This window comes from Cellulophaga sp. Hel_I_12, from assembly GCF_000799565.1.
Taxonomy (GTDB): Bacteria; Bacteroidota; Bacteroidia; order Flavobacteriales; family Flavobacteriaceae; genus Cellulophaga.
Genome location: NZ_JUHB01000001.1, coordinates 2,404,652 through 2,430,404, shown reverse-complemented (window position 1 = coordinate 2,430,404; position 25,753 = coordinate 2,404,652). Strand labels below are relative to the sequence as shown.

At 36.6% G+C, this 25,753-nt stretch carries 22 protein-coding genes and 1 tRNA gene; 9 read left to right on the top strand and 14 right to left on the bottom strand.

Annotation, left to right across the window (positions count from 1 at the left end):
• Positions 1-213: 213 nt before the first annotated feature.
• The 9 genes from GQ45_RS10565 to mce form a co-directional block, all read right to left on the bottom strand.
• Complete coding sequence (locus GQ45_RS10565) at positions 214-528, bottom strand: DUF6730 family protein (RefSeq protein WP_047417647.1); 315 nt, start codon at positions 526-528, stop codon at positions 214-216.
• A 16-nt stretch (positions 529-544) separates the two neighbouring features.
• The gene (locus GQ45_RS10560; RefSeq protein ID WP_047417646.1) at positions 545-1,408 is read right to left on the bottom strand and encodes a relaxase/mobilization nuclease domain-containing protein; all 864 of its coding nucleotides are present in this window, start codon (positions 1,406-1,408) and stop codon (positions 545-547) included.
• Between the two features lie 2 nt (positions 1,409-1,410).
• Positions 1,411-1,920, bottom strand: a complete 510-nt coding sequence (gene mbpA / locus GQ45_RS18240; protein WP_231555186.1) for a mobilization protein MbpA — start codon at positions 1,918-1,920, stop codon at positions 1,411-1,413.
• On the bottom strand, positions 1,898-2,758 hold the full coding sequence (locus tag GQ45_RS10550) for a toprim domain-containing protein (RefSeq protein ID WP_047417645.1): 861 nt from the start codon (positions 2,756-2,758) through the stop codon (positions 1,898-1,900). The genes mbpA and GQ45_RS10550 overlap by 23 nt, the downstream gene beginning before the upstream one ends.
• Positions 2,759-3,121: 363 nt before the next feature.
• The gene (locus GQ45_RS10545; RefSeq protein ID WP_047417644.1) at positions 3,122-4,318 is read right to left on the bottom strand and encodes a primase-helicase family protein; all 1,197 of its coding nucleotides are present in this window, start codon (positions 4,316-4,318) and stop codon (positions 3,122-3,124) included.
• A complete protein-coding gene (locus GQ45_RS17620; protein ID WP_052188195.1) occupies positions 4,315-4,614 on the bottom strand; it encodes an AlpA family transcriptional regulator in 300 nt (99 codons plus the stop codon). The genes GQ45_RS10545 and GQ45_RS17620 overlap by 4 nt, the downstream gene beginning before the upstream one ends.
• Positions 4,615-4,768: 154 nt before the next feature.
• Entirely contained in the window at positions 4,769-5,227 is a 459-nt protein-coding gene (locus tag GQ45_RS10535; protein WP_047417643.1) for a hypothetical protein, read from the bottom strand.
• Positions 5,228-5,567: 340 nt separating this feature from the next.
• Positions 5,568-5,641: transfer RNA gene (locus GQ45_RS10530), tRNA-Ile, on the bottom strand.
• Between the two features lie 234 nt (positions 5,642-5,875).
• Complete coding sequence (mce, locus tag GQ45_RS10525; protein ID WP_047420301.1) at positions 5,876-6,274, bottom strand: methylmalonyl-CoA epimerase; 399 nt, start codon at positions 6,272-6,274, stop codon at positions 5,876-5,878.
• 70 nt (positions 6,275-6,344) lie between these two features.
• Here mce and rbfA point away from each other — a divergent pair, with 70 nt between their 5' ends.
• Both rbfA and GQ45_RS10515 read left to right on the top strand, forming a co-directional pair.
• Positions 6,345-6,737 (top strand): 30S ribosome-binding factor RbfA, encoded by a 393-nt coding sequence (rbfA, locus tag GQ45_RS10520; protein WP_047417641.1) that lies wholly within the window; start codon positions 6,345-6,347, stop codon positions 6,735-6,737.
• Position 6,738: 1 nt separating this feature from the next.
• Positions 6,739-7,941 (top strand): ABC transporter permease, encoded by a 1,203-nt coding sequence (locus tag GQ45_RS10515; protein ID WP_047417640.1) that lies wholly within the window; start codon positions 6,739-6,741, stop codon positions 7,939-7,941.
• A 103-nt stretch (positions 7,942-8,044) separates the two neighbouring features.
• On the opposite strand, the gene dusB is transcribed toward GQ45_RS10515, so the two are convergent.
• Complete coding sequence (gene dusB / locus GQ45_RS10510; RefSeq protein ID WP_047420299.1) at positions 8,045-9,037, bottom strand: tRNA dihydrouridine synthase DusB; 993 nt, start codon at positions 9,035-9,037, stop codon at positions 8,045-8,047.
• A gap of 85 nt (positions 9,038-9,122) precedes the next feature.
• Positions 9,123-10,346, bottom strand: a complete 1,224-nt coding sequence (locus GQ45_RS10505) for a M28 family peptidase (protein WP_047417639.1) — start codon at positions 10,344-10,346, stop codon at positions 9,123-9,125.
• Between the two features lie 32 nt (positions 10,347-10,378).
• Here GQ45_RS10505 and GQ45_RS10500 point away from each other — a divergent pair, with 32 nt between their 5' ends.
• Positions 10,379-11,488: a PD40 domain-containing protein gene (locus GQ45_RS10500; RefSeq protein WP_047417638.1), complete on the top strand. Its 1,110-nt coding sequence runs from the start codon at positions 10,379-10,381 to the stop codon at positions 11,486-11,488.
• 282 nt (positions 11,489-11,770) lie between these two features.
• On the opposite strand, the gene GQ45_RS10495 is transcribed toward GQ45_RS10500, so the two are convergent.
• On the bottom strand, positions 11,771-14,191 hold the full coding sequence (locus GQ45_RS10495; protein WP_231555185.1) for an outer membrane beta-barrel family protein: 2,421 nt from the start codon (positions 14,189-14,191) through the stop codon (positions 11,771-11,773).
• A 225-nt stretch (positions 14,192-14,416) separates the two neighbouring features.
• On the opposite strand from GQ45_RS10495, the gene lepA reads away from it, so the two are divergent.
• A complete protein-coding gene (gene lepA / locus GQ45_RS10490) occupies positions 14,417-16,213 on the top strand; it encodes a translation elongation factor 4 (protein ID WP_047417637.1) in 1,797 nt (598 codons plus the stop codon).
• A gap of 96 nt (positions 16,214-16,309) precedes the next feature.
• Here lepA and GQ45_RS10485 read toward each other — a convergent pair whose 3' ends face one another.
• Entirely contained in the window at positions 16,310-18,181 is a 1,872-nt protein-coding gene (locus GQ45_RS10485) for a sodium:proton antiporter (protein WP_047417636.1), read from the bottom strand.
• Between the two features lie 189 nt (positions 18,182-18,370).
• On the opposite strand from GQ45_RS10485, the gene GQ45_RS10480 reads away from it, so the two are divergent.
• The 3 genes from GQ45_RS10480 (at position 18,371) to GQ45_RS10470 (ending at position 22,872) form a co-directional block, all read left to right on the top strand.
• On the top strand, positions 18,371-19,234 hold the full coding sequence (locus GQ45_RS10480; RefSeq protein ID WP_047417635.1) for an MBL fold metallo-hydrolase: 864 nt from the start codon (positions 18,371-18,373) through the stop codon (positions 19,232-19,234).
• Positions 19,235-19,290: 56 nt separating this feature from the next.
• Complete coding sequence (locus GQ45_RS10475; protein WP_047417634.1) at positions 19,291-20,928, top strand: S8 family peptidase; 1,638 nt, start codon at positions 19,291-19,293, stop codon at positions 20,926-20,928.
• 96 nt (positions 20,929-21,024) lie between these two features.
• A complete protein-coding gene (locus GQ45_RS10470) occupies positions 21,025-22,872 on the top strand; it encodes a M1 family metallopeptidase (RefSeq protein ID WP_047417632.1) in 1,848 nt (615 codons plus the stop codon).
• 27 nt (positions 22,873-22,899) lie between these two features.
• Here the strand turns inward: GQ45_RS10470 and GQ45_RS10465 are convergent, their stop codons facing one another.
• Entirely contained in the window at positions 22,900-23,229 is a 330-nt protein-coding gene (locus GQ45_RS10465; RefSeq protein ID WP_047417630.1) for a hypothetical protein, read from the bottom strand.
• Between the two features lie 255 nt (positions 23,230-23,484).
• Here GQ45_RS10465 and rnpA point away from each other — a divergent pair, with 255 nt between their 5' ends.
• The gene (gene rnpA / locus GQ45_RS10460) at positions 23,485-23,874 is read left to right on the top strand and encodes a ribonuclease P protein component (RefSeq protein ID WP_047417627.1); all 390 of its coding nucleotides are present in this window, start codon (positions 23,485-23,487) and stop codon (positions 23,872-23,874) included.
• Between the two features lie 84 nt (positions 23,875-23,958).
• On the top strand, positions 23,959-25,587 hold the full coding sequence (locus tag GQ45_RS10455) for a S41 family peptidase (RefSeq protein WP_047417624.1): 1,629 nt from the start codon (positions 23,959-23,961) through the stop codon (positions 25,585-25,587).
• Positions 25,588-25,753 lie beyond the last annotated feature (166 nt).

Sequence of the window (25,753 nt, the reverse complement as noted above, 5' to 3'; positions counted from 1 at the left end):
ACAACTTTTTTATTTTAAATCATAATGCACAACGGGTTTTATTAAATATTTTACTAGAATTACCACCATGTAAATACCATTTATTGTATCATTCTTTTTAATAAATAAAGCGACTCATGAGACTATTATTAAATAATTTTTAAGGAGACTTTAAAGTTAAAAAAGAAATTGGAGTTATAAATGGTTTACTGAAATTTCTTTCAACATAATATATTATTTCAAAAACATATAGGAGGCTAGCACTACAGTAACTACAATACAAACTATAAATACTATCACCGCCCAAGTAGGATAAATTTTAGCTTGGATGATTTTATTGTTAAACCGATTTTCAAAGCGTTCAATGGCTTTTAAGTGAGATGCCATTTCTTTTTGGTGTGAATAAATCATGGTTTTATATTCCGATAAATCCATCTTGATCTTGGTGTCTTTTATTTGGTCATTAATTTTCTCTAGGTTTTCAACACCATTCTTAAAGTCATCAATTTCATTAACCAATAAAGCGGTTAGTTCTTCAAGTTTTGTCATGATAGTTATATTTAATTTAATATCCTATGTCCATCCCTTTATCAATGGCTCTTTTAATAATGAACTTGGTGATTTTTAAAGCTAAATTTGGCGTCAAGTCAACCACTTTACCAGCAAGCTTTATACTTACATTATTGTCTTTTAAAATACTTTTTCCTTGAATCCCTGACATCTCTTTTCCTATATTGCCCATTGACATATTGCGATGCACCTCACTCCCTTTAAGATTATGTCCGTCAAACTCAAACCGAAAGCCTTGTAGTTTGTTTTGTTTGTTTATCGTTGGAATGACCTTAACTCCATTGGCTTCCATGGCTTTTACATAGGCATCAAAGGATTTGGGCTGGAATTGTTTCATGGTCAGATCATGCCTGCGTTTGATCTCAGTTCGTATTTCAATTAAATTAAATTCTTTTTCAAATTGGATTTGTTTGACAGAGGTCAAACCCATATGCTCCGCTGTTTTTTCTGCAGCAAGTTGACTACGTTTACCTATAAAGCTGTCGTTATAAGCCACGCCTTTAAAATCAATACGGTTGACATATAAATGGATGTGCTTATGCTCTTTATCCTGATGTACAAATGCAATGGCCTGCCGCTCTCCCAGTTTCATTTCATGCATAAAGCGTTTGGTTATAGCTTGCAACTCATTTTTATCCAATCGCTTGCCATCTTCTATCGTTGGGCTGATCACAAAAGACAAGGTGTTTTTTGTACAATGGTAATTTTGGTCCTGGAGCATTTTGAATTCTTTGGTGATTTCTGCAGGTGAATCTCCATGGAGAAATTCCTTGAGTACGACTTCTGCGTCCTTTTCCTGGTTCCATCCGTAGGACATTGAAGCTCTGGTATGCGATATGCTTTTCCCTTTACCTATCATTATTAGAATCTTTTAAGATGTGCTTTGATGTCGTCTGCTAAATCATAGACTGTTTGCATGAGTTTAGGGTTTCGTTTTTTGAACATGTTTCCAATGGACTTAAAATTGTTATGGTACTTAATGAGCATTTTGTAAAGCTCAATATGTTCCTCTGTAAAGCGTTCTGTAATTTCTTGTTCAAAAAGACTACGTCGTATATATTCGCTTAAGGTCAATCCGCTTCGTTTAGCCTTCACTTTCAGAAGTTTCTTTTCGTAGATGGAACATCGAAACTTAACCAGATCCCCTTTCCCCTTAAACACTTTTTTTTCTTTGCGACCTTCGGGAGCAAATGAGAATGTGTCCACAGACACACATCTCGAATTCCTACCCAAGACCATTCCCTTTTCCGAAGAATTCTTTTCCAGATCCAAGGCTATGCTATCCGAACTGTTAAGTACATCGGTAGGAATCTTGACCGTCTGCTTCTGTTTATCTAAGGATTTAAAATCATATTTGTTTTCCTTTTTCATGACATATAAAATCGTTTAAATCTTTATGGTTTTTATAGGTGTCTCTTTTGTCAATGACGTGTTTGTATTTTTTAGTCAAATACTCTGTTGCCTGTTGCCCTGCTCTGTCATTATCCAAATAGAGTTGAATTGATTCATATTTGGATATATGTCTTTCAATAGCTTTTATAAATGCAATGGAATTTAAAACAAGGATATCTGAAGCTTTTAATAATTTTTCATTTAAAGTGGCCAACGTTAACAGATCAAACATGCCTTCCAAAATGATTAATTGCTTGCTGTTGTTTTGGATATAGGTATAGGATTTGGGACTGCTACTGTTTTTAAAAATCTTATTGCGTAATTCCCAACCATTTTTAACGTTCCTTAAACCAATGGCGAAATACTGGGCGTCTTTATATCTGTACCAAACCTCTTTGCAATAGGTCCTGGCAATGGTTATTGAAATTCCCCTGGAACTTAGATATTGAATGAGTGCTGGATGTGTAAGCTCTTGAATTTTCGTTATATCAATCTGGGTTTCTTTTTCATTAAAAACTAGTTGTTGCTTAAATGGGCTAATTGCTATACCATCATTCAAGAATTCTAAAGTTTCCTTTATGGAACATTTTAAAATCCTGCATACTAAATCTATCACGTTACCTCCAACACCCTCACCATGGTCGAACCATCTATTCTTGGTTCTAGAGACCTTAAAAGAGGCTTGGGTTTCTGACCTAAAGGGACTCAGAAACCAAGCTTCTTTTTCCGTTGTTCGATTTGGAAAGTGTCCTAATTTTTCCAGTGCCTTTAACACTGAAAAATTACGGGCTGTTTCACAATTTATTTTTCTTTTCATTAGCCAATGTGTTTTTTGTAAAAAATTTGATGTTTTGATGATTCACACCCTTAAGCCTTATAAACACTAGAGGTTTAGAGATATCAATTTTTCATCATTTCAGCATTCGTGGTTTTTTATACCTCTATCTTGTCATCATTATTATTTTTGATGACAAAATGATGACAGAATGATGACAGCCTTAGCCCTTGTAAACACTGGGGCTCTACGATTCTGTCATCGTTTCATCAAAAAAAGTATATTATGTTGACGTGTTTTTCTTTTTCATCAGTGGTTTTTATGAGAAATGATGCGTAAACGCTCGTATTACCTGCAAACATTGCATTTTCCATGTCATCGTTTTATCATCGTCTCATCATTTTGCTATGCTTCCCCAAAATGTTCCCTCAGAAAATCTTTTGTTATGGAATAATATCTTCCTTTAGTATCAGTTAACCCCATACCTCCGTCCTGCCAGATCATTAATTTCCTGTAGGCCATTGAATTTTCTTGATTTTTCAGCTTCCAGTCCTTTTTAATAATATGCCTTAATTGGGTAAGGTCGGTTTTGATTCGGGTGCGGTTTAATAGTTGAACGGCATCTAAGGGACATAAACTTATTTCTTCTAACTCCAAGGTTTCCATGGCACTAAGAATAATACTTGCAAGTTCCTTCTCTACACGATTTCTGTTGTTCTGCATTAAGTTTTCCAAAGCAATGGTCTTAATTTGTGAAGGTGAGAACCACATCCGGGTTTTATTGGGACTAATCAATTCTCGATGTTGCAAATGGTAGAGAAATGCCGCTATTTCAGATTCCAAATATTCTAGAAATCTTGTTTCCTCTTTTTTTAAGGAAGGTATCTTTAATACCCAAAAACGAGTTTCATTGTTATCTATCTTAATAAAGTTATCCTCGTTGTTACTACAAAGAATAAACTTTCCAAAGAACTCTACCTCTCTTTTGTCTTTCCCCTTAGCTTCAAGTTTATTGAAATTGGTTGTACTAAGGTATTTAATCCGTTCTGTCAATTCTTCTTTATTGAAAAGCACCTCGTCTATACAAATCAAAAGCTTATTGGCCCAATCTACATTGAATTGGCTACTGAAACTGTCATTGGTTAAATAGGTCAAATTATTGTCGAAAACCATTTTTAGCCATTTTAGAAAGGTAGTCTTGCCTGTAGAACGTTCTTTGGAGACTAAGCAAAGTATTGGTAATATTTGGATAGGCTTTTCGAATAACAGCTGTAAATAATCCATTCCTATATTCAACTGCTCACCGAAAATATGATTCAATAGTTTTAAAGTAAAAGGAAAATCGCCTTCTTCAAGTTTGTGAGGTAAGGGAGCATAAGTATTGTAAAAACCATGACATTCCTGTTCAAAGTGAACATGGCTTGGAATACAGGTGAATCCATCATATTTTTTAATTGTACCAATAAAACTTCTTCCATGATCTTGTCGAATTGTCTCCAGTGTCCACGGCACAATAATTTCGTTAAAATGTCCAGCAATAGTTGGAACATGTACCAATTTATAATAGCACGTTCCAACTCGGATGTATGTGGTATCTTTCATAATCCTGATTTTTTATTCCGCAGAAGTTGTTCATTGAACTGCACCTCTAAAAATTCATCAGATAGGTTGGGTTCTCCTAAAAGCCAGTTATCAATTTCTTCTTTACTGAAAAATAGTTGACGGATGTGCTTGTTTTTACCTGTTGGTATGAGTTTTAACTGCGAGAGTTTGTAAATCTTACTCTTAGATAGACCTGTATATTTAACAAGGTCATCGATGTTGAATACTTTTTTGGTATGTGAAAGCAGACCTTTGATATCCTGCAATAAGTCCACCACATTTTCTTGCTCATTCATAATCTTTGTATTAAGAATTAATAATGAGTAAAAGGCCTTTTACTATGATTGTACAGGACAAACATATGACGTTAAATACAGTAAAAACAATAGAGAAATAACGATTGCTTTAGAATTGCTCTAAGTTTTCTTTATAAAAATTGAAGAAGTATAACTATTGGGTGATACCTAATGCTTTAGAAATGTCCTTTCGCACGTCATCATACTTACCTTCATGAGTGGTAGAACACCATTTTGAATAACTTGAGGGAAGGGTGCTTGGATTAATTTCAGCGTCTTGAAACGTAAACCTTTCGGAGATAAGCATATTCAATGACTCTTTGGGTTTTGTGTCCATCCTAAAGATCCCTCCACGAATTATCAAATCCAAAAAAGTAAATAAAAAACGAATGTTTCCTGTTTGTTTGTTTTTTGGGGTTTCCCTGATTACAATTTTTTGATCTGCGGGTAGTCCATTAACCAGTCTAAGGAGGTTCTCAATATCATGACTGTCAAAACCAAAAAAAACGGTATCGATTTTTGATATAGACAATTGCAAAAAAGAAAAGCCTTGAATATTACTTTTGAACAATACCTCAGATTTGAACCATGTAATCACTAGTAATAAGGTCAAACTAAACAACAAGATAACAAATAGATAACTTGCTATAATTTGAATGAGAGAATAGGAAGAAGTGGAAATTAAAAAATAAAGGGTCAATGGTAATATGCCAAAGATAATTACTACGACAGCAGAAAGTCTATTTGTTGTTAACGAAGAATGCCTAAGCCAAAGAAGTTTCAAATCCTTTCTGCTTTTATATAGCCAACTTGCCAATATTTCGCCTAATCGTTCCACATCCTAAAGATAAGAATAAATGAAAGCAAAAGAAAAATGAATTGTTGTACAGATGTTGTACTGATGGGAAAAAAGAAAACCTTTCAATCTCTTGAAAGGCTTGTCTTTACTGGCGTGGTCCCACCTGGGCTCGAACCAGGGACCACCTGATTATGAGTCAGGTGCTCTAACCAACTGAGCTATAGGACCGTTGATTATTTTTATATTTCAGGCTTAAAATAAGATTGAAATACCGCAATTTGCGGATGCAATATTACTACTTATTTTTAAACGTTGCAAACATTAATTTTTAATAAAAAAATTCTCCGCTTAGGATTATTCCAGTTACCGTGGGTCGTCATTAGACTTTTTTGTCTTGATTTTTATCGCTTGATTCTTTGTAAAGAAGTAGTCTAAGATCTAAAACTTAAAGCACATCTGCTCTTAAATATCTTGACACAACTCAATCAACACGCCACTGGTGGTTTTAGGATGCAAAAAAGCAACTAACTTATTATCAGCTCCTTTTTTGGGAGTTTCGTTTAATACTGTAAAGCCTTCTTGTTTAAGTCGTGCTAGTTCTGCTACAATATCATCTACAGCAAAAGCAATATGATGAACACCTTCGCCTTTTTTATCTAAAAATTTAGCAATAGGGCTATCTGGGTTTGTCGCTTCCAAGAGTTCTATTTTATTGGGACCTGTTTTAAAAAAGGAGGTTTTTACGCCTTCTGAAAGCACTTCTTCTTCTTTATAATGCGCTACTCCTAAGAGTTTTTCAAACAAACTATTTGATGTTTTTAAATCTTTTACGGCAATCCCTATATGTTCTATTTTATTCATTCTTAATTTTTTATACGAGTATCTCCTTCCTATACCCCTAAAATACGCATAATCTGTGTACTTTTGTGGCATGGAAACACAAAGACAAAAAAAAATAGGGGGCGTTATACAAAAAGATATCGCTGATGTCTTACAAAGAGCCGCAACAGATGGTGGACTCAGAGGTACCTTAATTTCAGTATCTAAAGTAGTGGTCACTACTGACCTTTCTATTGCAAAGGTATATGTGAGTATTTTTCCAACAAAAGATGCTCAGGAACTTTTAAAAGGGATAAAATCTAACCAGTCTATCATTAAGCACGAATTAGCACAACGTACCAGACATCAATTGCGTAGAATGCCTGAGCTCTTATTCTTTTTAGACGACTCTTTAGAATATATTGACGGTATTGAAAAATCATTAAAGGGCGTTAATAACCCTATTGAAAACCCAGATTTATTAGAGAAAAGAAAAAAGTCATAAATTGAATTTCTCGCTCTACATCGCTAAGCGTTACGTAAGGTCAAAAAGCAAACAAACGGCGGTTAATATTATAAATGCTGTTACTTTTTGGGTTATCGTTATTGGTGCAGCAGCACTTTTTATTGTTTTATCAGGATTTGCGGGACTAAAAGATTTTAGTCTTTCGTATACCAACTCCTTTGATCCTGATTTAAAGGCATTACCGAAAATTGGAAAGTCTTTTTCCATTTCCGAATCACAAAAAACAGCATTAAAAAAATTAGATGGAATTGTAGCTTTTTCAAATGAATTAGAAGATCGCGTTTATTTATCCCACAAACAAAAAGACCATATTGCATTTATCAAAGGTGTTGATCAAAACTACACCGAAGTTATTGCTATGGATAGCACCTTGTATCTGGGTGATTGGTTTAATGAACAACAGGTGGTGACAGGTATTGGTATCGCTAATTTATTAGGCTTAAGTATCAATAGTTATCGCAGTCCTTTAGAATTATTAGTGCCAAAGCCAGGCACTACATCACTTACACAACAAGGACCAAATGCTAAATTTTTTAATACGTTTCCGGTAGTTTTAAGTGGTGTTTATGCGGTAGAGGCAGAGTTAGACAACAAATATGTTTTTGCAGACCTTGCCTTAGTGCAAGCGTTATTAGAAAAAGACAGCAGCCAAATATCAGGCATTAATTTTAAATATGCCCAAAATGTGGAAGTGAGCCAAGTGAGGAATGATATTCAGAAAATTTTTAATAATGCCATTATTTTAAAGGACAGAAAAGAACTGAACAGCACGCTCTACAAGATGTTGAACACAGAAAACATGGCCACCTATTTAATATTTACTTTAGTTTTAATCATCGCTTTGTTTAACGTAGTGGGCGCCTTTATCATGATGATTTTAGATCAGCAAGGCAATTCAAAAACCTTATACAGTTTGGGAGCGACCATTAAAGAGTTAAGACGCATTTATTTTGTGCAAGGTGTTATTGTTACTTTTTTTGGTGGATTTATAGGCGTGCTTATTGGCTCGCTTTTGATTTGGTCTCAATTGGCTTTTGAATGGTTAAAAATCAGTGCTAATCTTGCCTATCCTGTGGCATACCAATGGATTAATGTATTGATTGTATTAGGTACCATTACCGTTTTAGGCATCATCGCTTCAAAAATTGCAAGCAGCAGAATTAATAAAGGGCTACTGGCCTAAATAGTTGATCAAATCCATGTGAAAATTTGAGGTTGTTTTTTCAGATGGCTGAGCCTAGTCAAAATACATGAACTAATTATCAATGATTGATTTCCTGACGATGTTACGAAAATTCGTAACCTCCAAAAACCTCTAAAACTTCATCAAAGGCAGCAAAAACATCAACAGCGTGGTCGCTGGTCACCATTTTCATGCGGTGTTCTTTAAAATTGGGTATGCCTTTAAAATAGTTGGTATAGTGCCTCCTGGTTTCAAAAACACCCAATTGTTCACCTTTCCAAGCGATAGCCATTTCTAAATGTCGTCTTGCCACCGACACCCGCTCTTCCATCGTGGGAGGATCTAAGTGCGTTCCTGTTTCAAAAAAATGCTTTACTTCCCTAAAAAACCAGGGATAACCAATACTGGCGCGTCCAATCATAGCACCATCTAAACCATATTCGTCTCTCATTTTCATTGCGGCTTCTGGCGTATCCACATCACCGTTTCCAAATACAGGAATATGCATCCTTTGGTTGTTCTTTACCGCTGCGATAGGTGCCCAATTGGCACTCCCTTTGTACATTTGAGCACGTGTTCGCCCATGAATAGAAATAGCGGCACAACCCGCGTCTTGCAAGCGTTCAGCGACTTCTACAATTTTAATAGAGTCTTCATCCCAACCTAAACGCGTTTTTACCGTAACCGGCAGTTTGGTGTGCTTTACCATGGCTTCGGTTAGTGAAACCATTAAATCTATGTCTTTTAAAATTCCAGCTCCAGCCCCTTTGCTCACTACTTTTTTTACGGGGCAACCAAAGTTGATGTCAATAATATCGGGGTTCGATTTTTCTACGATCTCAACAGATTGTAACATGGACTCTAAATTAGCGCCAAAGATTTGAATACCTACAGGTCTTTCTTTTTCGTAAATATCTAATTTCATCACGCTTTTCGCAGCATCGCGAATTAACCCTTCTGAGGAAATAAACTCGGTATACACCACATCAGCACCTTGTTCTTTGCACAAGGCACGAAAAGGCGGATCACTTACATCTTCCATAGGTGCAAGTAGTAAAGGAAAATTAGGTAATTGTATGTCTCCTATTTTTGGCACAGTATAATTTTTTAATTGTTTTTTACCTCTCAAAAGGAGGGGTCAGAATTATTTTTAATAATTCTTGGTGAGGCCTTACATCTTTTTAAAAAGATATATCAGCTTCTATTTTTTTTCCGTTTCTATCGACTACAACCTTGGTTGTATTTCCTTCTTCAAAAGTAGATAGTGCACGCATATAGCTCATCATATCTATAACAGTACTATCGCCTAATTGAATTACGATATCGCCTTTTTGTAAGCCTGCTTTTTGAGCTGGTCTATCTTCGCTTACCCCATCAATGCGCATGCCTTTGCCATCAAATAAGTAATCAGGAACAACGCCTAAAGCCACCTTAAAACGAGGCACCTCTTCACTTTCATTTTTTGTTTTTCTGAAGGCTAATTTTTCTGCTGTATTTAATTCAGAGATCACCTCAAAAATATATTCGGTGATCAGCTGCATGCCCTCGTAATTTAATTTATTCGCATCGTCACTTGGTTTGTGATAATCTTCATGCTGACCCGTAAAAAAGTGCAACACTGGAATGTCTTGCAAATAAAAAGAAGTATGATCAGATGGACCCACCCCTGACTCTTGTAAGACTAATTTAAAAGCGGTATTTGAGCTGTTCAATACTTGCTTCCAAATAGGCGCAGTACCTGTTCCGCTTACCGATAAGGTTTTATCTTCTCGCAGTCTGCCAACCATATCCATATTGAGCATATAATTCGCTGTTGATAAATCGATTGTAGGGTTTTTAGCAAAAAAATTACTTCCTAAAAGTCCCATTTCTTCCCCAGAAAAAGCCATAAACAAATAGTTGTTATTCGTATTCACCTGCTGTAGGCTGTCGGCTAATTTCAAAAGTATAGCCACACCACTAGCATTGTCATCTGCGCCGTTGTGAATGGCTTCTCCGTCGCGGTATAAAGAACCTTCACCACCCATACCTAAATGATCGTAGTGTGCACCAATAATAATGGTATTAGTCGCTTTATTATCGATGTACCCAATAACATTTGTTCCCGTTATGGTGCTATCTCCAGCCATATATTCTACCTGACCGTGTGGATCTTTTTTGGGTTTAAACGTAAAGGTTTGGTAGTAGGTACCTGCGTTACCTTTTGGAGTTAGCCCGATAGTTTTCATGCGATTCATGATATATTCGGCAGCTTCTAATTCTTGGGCTGTGCCTGTTTCTCTGCCCTGTAAAGCATCATTCGCTAAAAAAGTAACGTCGTCAGCAAGGCTTACCACCTTTTTAGTTTCTGATGAACATCCAATAATTAAGAATAAAAAAACCGGCAGTAGTACTCTATTTATCATTTTGCTGTAATTTTGTGTAAAATTAAGCATCCATGAAGAATTTTTTACTATTCCTTTCAATTATCTCATTAACAGGTTGTAAAAGTGAGCCAAAAAAAGTAGAAATTACCGATAAAGCAGAAATACCAGTACTAGTAGCTGGTAAAGATTCCTTAATATTTCCTGAGGAAAAACACTTTAAAAGCATCCGACAGATCACTTTTGGCGGTGATAACGCCGAGGCCTATTGGAGTTTTGACGATAAGCAATTGGTTTTTCAATCGAATAATGCAAATTGGGGCCTTAATTGCGATCAAATGTTTTTGATGAACGCTTCTGAAAGCTTTGAAGCGGAGAAACCACCCATGATAAGCACAGGAATGGGCAGAACTACCTGCGCTTATTTTTTACCCGACAACAAACACTTTGTTTATGGTTCTACCCATTTGGCGGACAAGGAATGTCCGGAAGTGCCTTTGCGTAAAAACGGAAATTATGTGTGGCCGGTATATGATTCGTTCGATATTTTTGTGGCTGATTTAGAAGGAAACATCACGGCTCAATTAACCACCGAGCCGGGCTATGATGCGGAAGCTACGGTATCTCCAAAAGGCGATAAAATTGTATTTACTTCGACCCGAAGTGGCGATTTAGAATTGTATACCATGAATTTAGATGGTACTGATGTAAAGCAAATAACCGATGAATTAGGCTATGATGGTGGTGCTTTTTTCTCACCTGATGGCACGCAACTCATCTTTAGAGCGTCGCGCCCTAAAACCCCTGAAGCGATAAAAAAATACAAAGATTTATTGGCAGATGGCTTGGTAGAACCTACCGATATGGAATTGTTTATTTGCAATGCAGATGGGAGCGACTTACGGCAATTGACCTTTTTAGGAAATGCCAATTGGAGTCCGTTTTTTCATCCTTCAGGAAAAAAAATACTGTTTTCTAGTAATTTTGAAGCCGAAAAAGGTTTTCCTTTCAATTTATATATGATTGATGTAGACGGAAAAAATCTAGAACGCGTAACACATAGCGAAACTTTTGATGCATTTCCTGTTTTTTCAAATGATGGGAAGCACCTTGTATTCTCCAGTAACCGAAATAATAGCGTCGATAGAGATACCAATTTGTTTATAGTGGAGTGGCAAGAATAGGAAGCTTCCCCCGACCCTCTAAAGGAGGGGTTGGGGAGGAAATTATAATCTCAAGGCACTAAATTGTTCGACATCACAAATTTTGAGAATACGGCAGTATCGTTGCTTATTTTGGCGGTATTTGTTCCCTTTGGCTTGTTGTTCCTACTTAACGATTCTTTTGGGGTATAGGTAACCGCTTATCAAAACATAGAAACGACAAAAGTTTTTATAGAAAAGCAAAAGCTTATGGAATTTGAAGGGTTAATGCCTAGGGTGTTTTTTGTGAGAAGATTTTGGAATTTACTCTTTGTTTAACCTTTCGCGCTCGTCTTTTTCAAGGTTGCGTTTATTGTCCAAAAGCTTAAAGTTTCCAAAATTATAGGTAAACCCAAAACGAACGAATTGTGTTTCTGGTCGGCTAAACCTAAAATTATTTTGATTTAAATACCTAGAACTTAGGGTTGCATTGGCCTTACCTAATAAATCTTCGGCCACTAAAGATACTACAGCTCTTTTTTGCCACAGCGTTTTTCTCAAACCAAAAGTTAAGTTCGTCGTTTCTGAAAAAACATAAGAGCCTTTTAAAAAGCTAGACATATAAACAAGGCCTAGCTCTCCTGTAAAGGTACCGTCTTTTGATAAGCTAAGATAATTGGTTAATGAGCCATAAAAACCCTGTACCCGGTTAGTTACTATTTGATTGTTACTTTCTACCGCTAAAAAGGTTTCTTTTTCTGAGAAAACAGAGTTATACGCATACAGATACCAGTTTTTAGTGACCGGTTTGCTATACGTGAAGTCTAAACCATAGGATTCACTTTCTAAAACATTTTGATTTAATTCTCTAATGGTTTGGTTTTCATTATCTTGAAAAACTAAAGTGCTAATAAAATTACCATTATCTCGGTAATACAGGTCAAAATAATAGGTGTCTTCTAAGGTGTAATTAAAATTTAAGTTATGACTGAAGGCAGGCGTTAAATTAGGATTTCCGGTGTTAAAATTATTTTCATTCAAAAAATAACTAAAAGGGTTTAGTTCCTCATACCTTGGCCGCATTATTTTACGACTATAATCTAATGAAAAATTATGATTTGATGATGGGCTATGTGAAATGTAAAGGCTAGGAAAAGCTTCAAAATAGTTTTGAATGTTTTGTAGGTTTGTACTTGAAGATGTACCCGTAACATCGGTATATTCTCCTCTTAAACCTAGCTTTAACGACCATTTATCCCAGTCTTGTAATGCACTAATATACCCAGAAGCGGTATGCTCTTGGTATTCAAAAACATCTGAAAGGCTAGGGTTTAAAATTGATGCGTTGCCGTTTACATTAAAAAAATTTATACCACTAGAAGAACGGATGGCCGAGTACTTTAAACCGCTATTAAAAGAGAGCTTTTCGATGGGTGTCGTATAATCTACTTGACCTGTAATGATGTCAATACTTTGTTCTGATTCGGTTGAAAAGTCAAAGGCTCTAATAAATTGATTGCTTGCATCAAAATAATCCGAAAAAACAGCTTGATTTTGATTTTCATTAAACTTAGTGATATGAGCGCTAAAATTTAGCGATGCGCCTTCTTTCGTTAATTTATGTTGAAACGAAAGGTCCGCTCCAAAATTTAAATTGTCGTTTTCTAAAGCGCTTTTGGTGAACAGGGTAGAATCTAGTAGGGCTTGCGGATTGCGCATTTGAGTAGCGAGTGTATTGTCGTAACGTTTATTAGGTGAAAAGGCTAAATTTGATATGATGTTAAGTGAGTTTCTTGCGTCAAAATCATAATCTAAAACCAAAGTAGCGTTTTGCGCCAAGGACCTTGTTATTCTGCTAAATTTTGTATCCCAATCAGCAAACTCCGTATCTGTAGCGTCTATAAATTTAATGTTGCTATCGTCTCGTTTCAACTCTTTTCTTGGATTGATACTGTAATTTGCAAAAATATTTAGTTTATCTGTTTTATAGTAGTGGCTTGTTCCTGCGGCATACTTAGGAAAAATAGCTTGAGTAAAGCTTCCATTCACACTGCCCTTATACCCCGGAATTATTTTTTTACTCGTTATAATATTTAAGATGGCTCCGCTTTCTGCCTCAAATTCGGCAGGAGGATTATGAATTACCTCAATCGCTTTTATATTAATTCCGGAAAAACCTTCTAATAAACTTTTAACCTCTTTCGCTGAAAGCTGTACTTTTCTATTGTTTAAATAAAAAGTAGCATTTTGATTTCTGATTTTTAATTCGTCTTGAAGTACAATAACACCTGGTGTTCGTTTTAAAATATCCCAAGAACTTCCTTGAGAAACAACACTGTTTTCAACGTTAAAAAGCAATCGATCTGCTTTTCTTTCTATGGTAGGATTTCTTGAAAATACGGTTACTTCGTTTAAGTTTTCAACATCATTTTCAAGAATAATAGCCCCTATATTTAAATCTTTTGAAATATCGACAGGCAAAAAAGCTGATTTTTTATCAATATAACTTGCTTGTAAAAAATAAATATCTGGTACAATACTGAGAAAGGTAAAAAACCCATTCTCATCGGCAGAAACCCCTGATACCATTGTAGAATCTGTGATGCTCAGCAATACGATGTTGGCAAAACCAATATTTTGATTGCTGGTATTTCTTACATGACCAGAAACTTTAAAGGACTGAGCGCTTAAAATTTCTGCTAAAAGAATAAAAAATAAAAAGAATATACTTTTTCGTGTATTCAAGAAATGGGTGGTTTTTAGTAATTCTCAAATTTAAGTTTTATTTAAGTTTTTATTTACAAAAAATGTAATCTTTTGAAGTTTTTTATTGCTTTGTAGCTATTTATACTATATTTCTATGTTTCCCCTAAGTAGTGGATAACAAATGAATTATATTTGCAGTTGCTTAAATCAACCTAAGGTACCACTATTTTAAAAAAAATTGACTACTGAAAATATTCAGCATACATGAAAAACATAAGAAACTTCTGCATTATTGCCCACATTGATCACGGTAAAAGCACCTTAGCCGATAGGTTATTAGAGTTTACAGGGGCTGTTACGGATCGTGAAAAGAAAGAGCAATTATTAGACAGTATGGACTTAGAGCGTGAGCGTGGTATCACCATCAAGAGTCATGCGATACAGATGGAATATACCTATAAAGGGGAAGAGTACGTCTTAAATTTAATAGACACTCCTGGTCACGTAGATTTTTCTTACGAAGTTTCAAGGTCTATCGCGGCCTGTGAAGGGGCTCTATTAGTAGTTGATGCTGCTCAAAGTATTCAAGCACAAACTATCAGTAATTTATATTTAGCCTTAGAAAACGATTTAGAAATAATTCCAGTCCTTAATAAGGTTGATTTACCCAGCGCTAACCCGGAAGAAGTTACGGATGATATTGTAGATTTATTAGGCTGCAAAGCAGAAGATGTTATTCCGGCAAGTGCTAAAACAGGAATAGGTATTGAAGAAATTTTGGCCGCTGTTATTGAACGCATTCCGGCACCTAAAGGCAATGTTGATGAATCATTACAGGCTTTAGTTTTTGACTCTGTTTACAACCCGTTTAGAGGCGTTGAAACCTATTTTAGAGTTATCAACGGGGAAATTAAAAAAGGGCAAAAAATTAAATTTGTAGCTACCGACAAAGATTATTATGCAGATGAGGTGGGTACACTTAAGCTAATTCAACACCCTAAAAAAAGCATTAAGGCAGGCGATGTTGGGTATTTAATTACCGGAATAAAAGATGCACGTGAGGTCAAAGTAGGGGATACCATTACCGATGCCTTACATCCTACAAAAAATCCAATCGGAGGTTTTGAAGATGTAAAACCGATGGTTTTCGCAGGTATTTATCCTGTGGACACTGAAGATTTTGAAGAGCTACGTTCCTCGATGGAAAAATTACAGTTAAATGACGCTTCTTTAGTGTTTGCACCAGAAAGTAGTGCTGCTCTTGGCTTTGGTTTTCGATGCGGCTTTTTAGGAATGTTGCACATGGAAATTATTCAAGAACGCTTAGAGCGTGAGTTTGATATGACGGTTATTACAACCGTACCCAACGTTAGTTATCACGCGTTTACCAGAAAAGATTCTGAAGTTCCTTTAATTGTTAATAACCCTACTGATTTACCTGATCCTTCTACGATTGATCGTGTAGAAGAGCCTTATATAAAAGCTACGATTATTACAAAGTCTGACTTTGTGGGTAACGTCATGTCTCTTTGTATTGAAAAAAGAGGGATTATTACCAATCAAACCTATTTAACCACGGATCGCGTTGAGTTAAGTTTTGATATGCCCTTGGCTGAAATTGTATTTGACTTTTACGATCGTTTAAAAACGGTTTCTAAAGGCTATGCTTCTTTTGATTATACGCCTATTGGCATGCGTGCTTCAAAATTAGTGCGTGTTGATATTTTATTGAATGCTCAGCCTGTTGATGCCTTATCGGCTTTAATTCACTTTGACAGCGCCACAACTATTGGTAAAAAAATGTGTGAGAAGTTAAAAGAATTAATCCCAAGGCAACAGTTTGATATTCCGATTCAAGCCGCCATTGGTTCTAAAATTATTTCAAGAGAAACCATTAAAGCCTTACGAAAAGATGTTACTGCCAAATGTTACGGGGGTGATATTTCACGTAAAAGAAAGCTTTTAGAGAAGCAAAAGAAAGGTAAAAAACGAATGCGTCAAGTAGGAAACGTAGAAATTCCACAAGAAGCCTTTATGGCAGTTCTTAAATTAAACGATTAAGGCTTACATTATTGATTACAAAATAGAGGTATTAAAAAAAGCCATCATACGAATGTATGATGGCTTTTTTATGGTGTATGGTAAACCGGAACTGGATTATTTTTTTTGTTTCTTGTCTAATGCTAAGGCTGGGTCCGCAGCCGGATCAACTTCGAACTTTTTACCGATATATACGAGTTTAAACTCTTCTGTAATATCTTCAAATTCAGTACTAAACGAAGATATTATTTTTAAATCACCATCAGCTGTTTTTAGAAAAACAGGAATAATGTCCGTATCGGCTTTGGTAATTTCTATTAAACTATTGTAGTGTTCGGTAGACTTTAATGCTATTTCTTGAATTATAGGATAGCGCCTTACGGTTTCTGTGAGCTTTATAAAATCATCTGTATGTGAAAATAAACCCTCTGATGGGTTGTTGTTGGGATCGCTCATTTCATCCCCGGAAACCAAGCGAAAAGAACCATGCTCACCAAATTGTTTTGTAAACTTATCAATAGCGTAATTATTGATATCAGAGTTGCCTGTTAAGGCCATTAAATACCCTACATCACTCAACTCAATATTGTCTGTTAAGGTATCAGAAAAGATATTCGCTTCGATGGCTTCAAGCCCCATTTTCTTTGCTTTGTTGACGTTGGTTGCGTTATTGTCAATCAAGACCACATGCCGATCATTATCCTTTAAATAGCCGCCGATAAGCCTTGAAACTTTTGAGGCGCCAATAATTAAAATACCTTCTGATTTGGTCAAGAACACGCCTACAAGTTTAGCAAAAAGTCGAGCAGTAGTAGCATTTAAGAGCACAGTCCCTAAAACAATCATAAAAACCAATGGAGTAATATATTCCGCACCAGGTTCTCCTCTGGCAATTAATTTAGAGCCGAATAAGGATGCGATTCCTGCGGCAACAATACCACGGGGTCCAACCCAACCTATAAATAGTTTCTCATTAAATTTTAGATTAGAGCCTCGGGTACTTAAAAATACGCCCAAGGGCCTAATAATAAAAACAATAATAGCAAACAACACAAGGGTTTGCCAAGTCATAATAAGCTGTAAGTCAGTGATATTAATATTGGCGGCTAAGAGAATAAATAAGATCGAAATTAAAAGAATACTTAAAGATTCTTTAAAATAAAGCAGTTCTTTTTTATTCGGTAAATCCATATTCCCTAAAACCATTCCCATCACCACAACGGCTAAAAGGCCTGATTCATGGGCAAAAATATCAGACTCTACAAATACCAACAGCACTGTAGACAAGGAAACAACGTTTAACAAGTAATGCGGAATAAAGTTTCTTTTAATGGCAAAAGCCAAACCATGTGCAAAGGTAAATCCGAAGGTAAAACCAAATAAAAGAATTTTTCCAAACTCAATTAAAGCCGTTTGTGTGTAGGCCTGACCTTCCCCTACACTAATAAATTCGAACACCAAAACCGCCGCTAAAGCTCCAATAGGGTCTATTAATATACCTTCCCATTTAAGTACTGTTGAAACATCTTTTTTAAGGGGAATATTTCTAAGGATAGGTGTAATTACGGTGGGCCCCGTAACAATTATCAATGCAGAAAACAAGAACGAAATCTGCCAGGTTAATTCAAAAATATAATGGGCAGCAATGGCGGCACCGAAAAAAGTAACGACGCTTCCTAAAGTAATTAATTTGGTAATGACGGGTCCTACGTTTTTAATTTCTGCGCGCTTCAAGGTGAGCCCGCCTTCGAAAAGAATTATACTTATCGCTAAGGAAACAAAATAATAAAGTCCATCGCCAGGAAATAAGCCTTTTTTTCCATTCCAAATAGGCTCAATGAGTTTCGCACCATCTACTGTATATAGGGTGGCAATAGGCCCTACAAGCAGCCCAATTAAAATTAAAGGTAAAATGGCAGGAAGTTTTAAACGCCACGCGACCCATTGCGCGATAATACCCAAGACAATAATTCCTGCAAGTTCAAGCATGTATGATGTTTTTTCGGAAAAATACGGATTCTATTTAAAACTATAGAATTTTAATTTCATTTTGAACCAATATTTTTTTAAGATTTGATTTCTATATGCTTTGCGCTTCCTTCCCTAAAAGCGTTAAAAATTCTTAATTCATCTAAATTGTTTTTTGATTTTCTTAAATTTCGAGATTAATTAGAATACATGCAGTTATACCCAATAGAAACAGGTAATTTTAAATTAGATGGCGGCGCTATGTTTGGTGTGGTTCCCAAAACGCTTTGGAACAGAACCAACCCAGCAGATCACAACAATAGAATAGACCTTGCCGCTCGTAGTTTGCTCATAGAAGATGGCAATCGATTAATTTTGATTGATACGGGAATGGGGAATAAACAATCGGAAAAGTTTTTTAGTTACTATGATATGTGGGGCGACCACAGCATGGAAAAATCCTTAAAAAAATACGGTTTTCACAAAGATGATATTACCGATGTTTTTATGACCCACCTACATTTTGATCATTGTGGCGGCAGTATTCAATGGAATAAAGACAGAACAGGATACGAACCTGCTTTTAAAAACGCAAAATTCTGGACAAATAAAGAGCATTGGCTATGGGCAACGGAACCTAACAATCGTGAAAAGGCGTCTTTTTTAAAAGAAAACTTACTGCCTATGGAAGAAAGTGGCCAATTGTATTTTATAAATAAAACAAACACAACAGATTTCCAAAAAGGATCAGAATTTGGTTTTGATATTTTATTTGCGGACGGGCATACCGATAAACAAATGATTCCTCATATCAGCTATAAAGGCAAAACCTTGGTGTTTATGGCAGACTTATTACCCACAGTGGGGCATATTCCGCTCCCATACGTGATGGGGTACGATACACGACCCTTATTGACACTGTCAGAAAAAGAAAAATTTCTAAAGAACGCAGCAAAAAATGAGTTCTATCTTTTTTTAGAACACGATGCGCACCACCAAATATGTACCCTGGGCGAAAGAGAAAATAGAGTGCATTTAAAAAATAGCCATACTTTCGAAGAAATTTTTAACTAATTTAAACCACGTATATTTCCTATTAAACACCATATAGTTTTCTAAAAAGAACCCCTATGAATTTTAATTTTTCAAAATCAATGCTTGGCCTTATCGCAGGTTCGGCATTTCTAGTAAGTTGTGTTTCAGCACCAGTATTGGTAAGTACACCCGTTGAAAACATAGATAGTATACCTTTAAAAATCACGGAGGTCACCGAAACCCAAAAGCAACGGTGGGGTCATGCAGACCTTATTTTAGACACTATCCCTGGTATGTCGGTGGAAAGAGCCTATGCGGATATTATCAAAAACAAAAAAGGAGAAAAAGTAATTGTAGCCGTTTTAGATTCAGGGATTGATTTAACGCACGAAGATTTAAAAAACGTGCTTTGGACCAATACCAAAGAAATTCCAGGAAATAATAAAGATGATGACAATAATGGCTATGTAGATGATATTCACGGGTATAATTTTTTAGGAGAATCATATTATGAGCAATTAGAAATGGCGCGTATTGTTCGCTTAAAAATTGGCGATGCGGCCTATCAAGCCAAAGCGAAAGCAGCATTAGATAAAAAATATGATGAGGCGCTTAAAAACAAACAATATTACGAGCAAATACTGCAAACCGTAAAAACTGCCGATGCCGCTATTCAAAAAGAATTAGGCAAAGCCACCTATACTAAAAAAGAAGTTGCGGCCATAAAACCAAAAGATGAAGCCATGCAGCAAAGTGTAGGAATGATCGGCCAAGTTTTTAGTTTCGCTGACGATGTGCCTAGTTTTATAAAAGATATTTCTGAAGGAGTTAGGGTCATGACCGAACAATTAAACTATAATCTAAAAGTTGATTTTGACGGTAGAAAAGTAGTGGGCGATAACCCTTATGACATTACCGATACCAATTACGGAAATGGTAACCCTCAAAGTCGCTCAGAAGCAGAGAGCCATGGTACCCACGTAGCGGGGATTATTGCTGCCCAACGCGGAAACGGAAAAGGTGTTGATGGCGTTGCCAATAATGTGGCTATCATGAGTATTAGAGCCGTATCAAACGGAGATGAATATGATAAAGATATTGCCTTAGGAATTCGTTATGCGGTAGATAATGGCGCAAAAATAATTAATGGAAGTTTCGGAAAAGGATTCTCTCCCAATGCACAATGGGTGTATGATGCCATTAAATATGCTGCTGAAAACGATGTGCTTTTTGTGCATGCAGCAGGAAATGACGGCTTGGATTTAGACAATCCAGAAAATGCTAATTTTCCGAACGATCAAATAAATAACGGCCAAGAATTTGCGGATAACGTCATTACTGTAGGCTCATTAACCAACAAATACGGTTCAGAAATGGTGTCGTCGTTCTCTAATTACGGTACTATAAATGTTGATGTTTTTGCGCCCGGAAGTGATATTTATGCTCCAGTTCCAGGTAGCAAGTACGAATTTAATAACGGTACCTCCATGGCGGCACCTGGGGTTGCAGGGATTGCAGCTTTGATCAGATCACAGTATCCTAAACTAAAAGCCAGTCAGGTTAAACAAATTATTTTACAATCGGGTTTAACCACCAAAACCAAGGTTGTGACCCCAGGAAACCCATCTGTTTCTAGTAATTTTAACGTTTTATCTAAGTCAGGTAAGATGGCGAATGCGTATAATGCCCTTATTCTTGCCGATCAGGTATCAGGCGTTAGGGTTAAGTTATAGCTAAAGAGACAAGAGCTTAGGGAAAAGAAAATACAAAGCATCTTTTTTCTTTAGCCTAAAAAAATTAGTATTAAATCTTTAAACCAAATTATTCCAATGAAAAAAGTATTTCTATCGTTTTTAATGGCCATTTCAGGTGTTGCTGTTTCAGCACAAAACACGAGTTATTGGCAACAGCATGTTGACTATTCCATGGATGTAAACATGGATGTGAAAACTTACCAGTATACAGGGACACAAACACTGGTCTATACCAACAATTCTCCCGAACAATTAAATAGGGTGTATTATCATTTGTATTTTAACGCTTTTCAACCAGGTAGCGAAATGGATGTGCGTTTACAGACTATCGCAGACCCAGATAAAAGAATGATGGATGGTGATAAAAGTAGAATTGCGACTTTAAGCCCAGACGAAATAGGGTATTTAAAGGTTAATTCACTTTCGCAAAACGGAACGCCAGTTACTTTTAGTGAAGAAGGTACTGTTTTAGTGGTCACATTAGCCGAACCTATTCCTGCAGGAGGTAAAGCTACTTTCGAGATGAATTTTAAAGGGCAAGTACCTTTACAAATTAGACGATCGGGTCGTAATAGCTCAGAAGGTGTAGCACTTTCTATGAGCCAGTGGTATCCAAAAATGGCAGAATATGATTTCGAAGGCTGGCATGCGGATCCTTACATCGCAAGGGAATTTCATGGTGTTTGGGGTAATTTTGATGTAAAATTAACGATCGATAAAGAGTATACCGTTGGGGGAACAGGCTATTTACAAAATCCACAAGAAATAGGCCACGGCTATGAAGCTGCAGGCACTAAAATAGCAAAGCAAAAAGGGAAAACCCTTACTTGGCATTTTAAAGCGCCTATGGTACACGACTTTATGTGGGCTGCTGATCCAGAATATGTACACGATAAACTACAAGTAGAAAATGGACCTATGCTTCATTTTTTCTATAAAAACAAGCCAGAAATTGCAGAAAATTGGAAAAATCTACAGCCAAAAACAGCTGAGATGATGGATTTTTTCGGCAAAAACATCGGCAAATATCCTTACGAGCAGTATTCGGTGATTCAAGGGGGTGATGGTGGAATGGAGTATGCTATGGGAACTTTAATTACTGGCGAGCGTAAGTTTGGTAGTTTGGTAGGTGTTACCGCTCATGAATTAGCACATTCTTGGTTTCAGCATATTTTAGCGACCAACGAAGCTAAGTACGAATGGATGGACGAAGGCTTTACCTCTTTTATATCTGGTTTATACATGAACGAATATATGGGTGAGAAAAAAGCGAATCCTTTTGAAGGTTCCTATAGAGGCTATTATTATTTAGTAAACTCCGGAAAAGAACAACCACAAACCACACACGCGGATCGTTACGCAGAAAATACGCCGTATAGTATTGCGGCCTACAGTAAAGGATCTATCTTTTTATCACAATTGGGCTATGTGATTGGTCAAGATAAATTAATGGAAACCATTAAAAAATATTTCGAAGACTTCAAATTTAAACACCCAACGCCAAACGATATCAAAAGAAGTGCTGAAAAGGTTTCAGGTATGGAGTTAGAATGGTATTTAAACGATTGGACACGAACTACAAACACCATCGATTACGGGATTAAAACGGTGAGCGCTGATGGTGAAACTACCAAGATTACATTAGAACGTATTGGGCAAATGCCGATGCCTATTGATGTATTAGTGGTGTATGAAGATGGCACTCAAGAAACATTCTATGCACCGCTACGAATGATGCGCGGTGAAAAAGATAACCCGTATCCTAATTTAGAACGCACAGTATTACAAGACTGGCCTTGGACCAACCCAACCTATGAGATGGTCCTTCAAAAGCCCTTAGCGGCTATAAAAGGAATCATGATTGATCCTTCGCAATTAATGGCTGATGTAAATGCAGAAAACAATACCTGGCAGCAGGAGTAAAAGGCTGAAGGCTGTAAGCTATATGCTTTAAGCATTAGATATTTTAAAACCCAAGAACGCTATTGTTTCTTGGTTTTTTTTGTTGAGCATAACTATCAGTTCGAGTCGAGGCCCAAGAAAAAAATTATCAACCGTCAACAATGACATTTTTAAAATATTAGCTCGATCAAATAAAGCTACTCCCTTTAGAAAAAGGGAGGTGGTTTTTCCACTTAAGTGTGGAAAAATAGGAGGGTTTGAAAGCGTAAAGTTTTGAATTATACGAATACTTTTATCAAAAAAACTCCCCTTTCTCCTCCTAAAGTCGGATTCATTCCCCTCTTTTTTTAAAGAGGGGAGCTTTTTAAAATTCAACATATTGTGAATTTGTATCTAATTGATTTTCAATATCTTAAAAAATAGGTCCCTGGTAGTGAAATCCTGCCATCCATTTTGTATCGTGAACCTTGTGCTAGCACAACCGCTTCTCGATACATATTTTGCTTGCCGGTTGCGTAGGGATGGCGAATACGTCTTAGGGGCATAAACCCATGTTAATAAAAAGTCAGCCCGACAAAAGTTTAAGCATCGAAAATGTATCTTTGTTATTTCATATCGATTTAAAGCCCCAACGTGGAAGACAACGCTAATTTTACCTATTCAAGAGCTGAAAAGCTAAAAAGCAAAAAGCTTTTTGAAAAACTGTTTGCAGAGGGTAAAAGCCTTATGCACTATCCTTTGCGTATGGTGTATGTACAAACAGAGGCCACACAAGATGTCGCCATAAAAGCGGGCGTAACCGTATCGAAACGAAAGTTTAAGAGCGCTGTACAAAGAAATCGGATTAAAAGGGTACTGCGTGAGGCGTATCGGCTAAATAAAGCCATTGTTTTTAACAATAGCCAAGCCAACTATGCGTTGTTAATTATGTATCTTGGAAAAGAAATGCCAGAATCAGCCCAAGTGCATAAAGCGATGGTGCAGCTGCTGGGAAAATTTAAGGATAAAATTGCTGAGCATTGATCGTTGTTTGGAATGGCACTACAACATTACATCTGTTATCTTTAAATTTTAAGCTCAACGCCTAAACATTTTTAAAAAAATAAAATGAAAAACATACTGAAAAAGAAAATTATTATTCCTGTTCTAGCCCTCGTCTTTGTCGTGGTTGGGAGTAGTTTTAAGAGCGATTTTTTTGAAATTGCCAAACAAATTGAAATTTTCACCACGCTTTTTAAAGAGTTGAACATGAATTATGTGGATGAAACCAACCCCGCAGCATTGATGGATACCGCGATTAAAAACATGCTGGAAGATTTAGACCCTTACACGCGATTTTTAAACGAACAAGATGTAGAAGCTTATAAAATTAGCAACGCAGGCGAATACTCCGGGATAGGCGCCATTGTGCGTGCTTACAAAGACAAATTAGTAATCGTAGAGCCCTATAAAAACTACCCCGCCGATAAAGCAGGCTTAAAAGCAGGCGATGAAATTATTAAAATTGGCGATATTCTCGTAAGTGACTTTGATGACAATGCCAGTGAACTTTTAAAAGGAGCCAATAACACCAGTGTGGACGTCACCTATAAACGGCAAGGGGCAACCGGAACCACGACCATTACACGAGAAGCGATTGAAGTTGATGCCGTGCCTTTTTACAAGATGGTGAACGAAAAAACAGGCTATATTGTACTGTCAAAATTCAACCAAAAAGCATCAGAGCAAACCAAAGCGGCTTTAATTTCTTTAAAGAAAGAAGGCGCTGAAAAAATAATATTAGACCTAAGAGGCAATCCTGGGGGCTTACTGTCTGAGGCGATTAATGTGACCAATATTTTTGTGCCTAAGGGGGAGTTGATTGTGACCACAAAATCGAAAGTCAAAAAGTTTAATTCAGAATACAAAACTAAAAATCAGCCGGTAGATACTGAGATTCCTTTAGTGGTTTTAGTGAATGGCAGTAGTGCCTCGGCCAGTGAAATTGTTTCAGGGAGTTTGCAAGATTTAGACCGCGCCGTAGTGATGGGTGCCCGTAGTTTTGGCAAAGGCTTGGTACAACGACCGCTAAAACTTACCTATGGCACCCAGCTTAAAGTAACCATTTCGCGGTATTTTACACCTTCTGGGCGTTGCATACAGTCACTTGATTATACACAGCGCGATGCTTCAGGAAACGCCACCAAAACCGCCGATATTCAAGATTTTAAAACCCGCAATGGGCGAAAAGTGCAAGATGGGGGTGGGGTATTGCCTGATGTAGAAATTACCGCCTTAAAAACAAATACCTTAACCACTGCCTTATTGCGAGAAAATGCCATTTTTGACTTCGCGACCGATTTTTACTATAAAAATAAAGTAGCTGAGGTGGCTAATTTTACCTTCTCCGATAGCGATTTTGAGAGCTTTAAAAACTATATAAAAACCTCTGGTTTTACTTTTGAAACAGAAACCGAGAAAGCCTTAAATAAAGCCATGGTTTTAAACGATAGCGATTTGTTAGATGCTAGTGTTCAAGAAAAATACCGCAGCTTATTAGCCGAAATAAACACCAAAAAAATCACAGGCTTAGACAAGTCAAAAAAAGAAATCGTAAAGCAGTTAGAAGATGAAATTGTAAAACGCTATTTCTACACCGAAGGCCTTTTTCAATATTACCTTAGCCATGACGAAGCCATTTTAACCGCTACAGCCCTGCTGAATGATGCTGGGAAATACAAGAGTATTTTAAAATAGAGTTCAAAAAACACATACAAGTTCAAGCGCAAGTTGAGGTGTCAGTTCGAGTGAATTAGTGGGTAGCGCTAGCGGAAAACTAATTTGTACTTTTACTTCGCTCAGTGGAACTATTGAGAACCCTTACCGATTACCATGGTTCTCGATACAAAACCTCTTGCAGGGT

What these genes read in the sequence shown, in the direction of transcription:
- GQ45_RS10565 (WP_047417647.1), bottom strand. Translation starts at nt 528, where the DNA reads ATGACAAAACTTGAAGAACTAACCGCTTTATTGGTTAATGAAATTGAT.
- GQ45_RS10560 (WP_047417646.1), bottom strand. Translation starts at nt 1,408, where the DNA reads ATGATAGGTAAAGGGAAAAGCATATCGCATACCAGAGCTTCAATGTCC.
- mbpA (WP_231555186.1), bottom strand. Translation starts at nt 1,920, where the DNA reads ATGAAAAAGGAAAACAAATATGATTTTAAATCCTTAGATAAACAGAAG.
- GQ45_RS10550 (WP_047417645.1), bottom strand. Translation starts at nt 2,758, where the DNA reads ATGAAAAGAAAAATAAATTGTGAAACAGCCCGTAATTTTTCAGTGTTA.
- GQ45_RS10545 (WP_047417644.1), bottom strand. Translation starts at nt 4,318, where the DNA reads ATGAAAGATACCACATACATCCGAGTTGGAACGTGCTATTATAAATTG.
- GQ45_RS17620 (WP_052188195.1), bottom strand. Translation starts at nt 4,614, where the DNA reads ATGAATGAGCAAGAAAATGTGGTGGACTTATTGCAGGATATCAAAGGT.
- mce (WP_047420301.1), bottom strand. Translation starts at nt 6,274, where the DNA reads ATGAATAAAATAGAACATATAGGGATTGCCGTAAAAGATTTAAAAACA.
- rbfA (WP_047417641.1), top strand. Translation starts at nt 6,345, where the DNA reads ATGGAAACACAAAGACAAAAAAAAATAGGGGGCGTTATACAAAAAGAT.
- GQ45_RS10505 (WP_047417639.1), bottom strand. Translation starts at nt 10,346, where the DNA reads ATGATAAATAGAGTACTACTGCCGGTTTTTTTATTCTTAATTATTGGA.
- GQ45_RS10500 (WP_047417638.1), top strand. Translation starts at nt 10,379, where the DNA reads ATGAAGAATTTTTTACTATTCCTTTCAATTATCTCATTAACAGGTTGT.
- lepA (WP_047417637.1), top strand. Translation starts at nt 14,417, where the DNA reads ATGAAAAACATAAGAAACTTCTGCATTATTGCCCACATTGATCACGGT.
- GQ45_RS10485 (WP_047417636.1), bottom strand. Translation starts at nt 18,181, where the DNA reads ATGCTTGAACTTGCAGGAATTATTGTCTTGGGTATTATCGCGCAATGG.
- GQ45_RS10480 (WP_047417635.1), top strand. Translation starts at nt 18,371, where the DNA reads ATGCAGTTATACCCAATAGAAACAGGTAATTTTAAATTAGATGGCGGC.
- GQ45_RS10475 (WP_047417634.1), top strand. Translation starts at nt 19,291, where the DNA reads ATGAATTTTAATTTTTCAAAATCAATGCTTGGCCTTATCGCAGGTTCG.
- GQ45_RS10470 (WP_047417632.1), top strand. Translation starts at nt 21,025, where the DNA reads ATGAAAAAAGTATTTCTATCGTTTTTAATGGCCATTTCAGGTGTTGCT.
- GQ45_RS10465 (WP_047417630.1), bottom strand. Translation starts at nt 23,229, where the DNA reads ATGTTGAATTTTAAAAAGCTCCCCTCTTTAAAAAAAGAGGGGAATGAA.
- GQ45_RS10455 (WP_047417624.1), top strand. Translation starts at nt 23,959, where the DNA reads ATGAAAAACATACTGAAAAAGAAAATTATTATTCCTGTTCTAGCCCTC.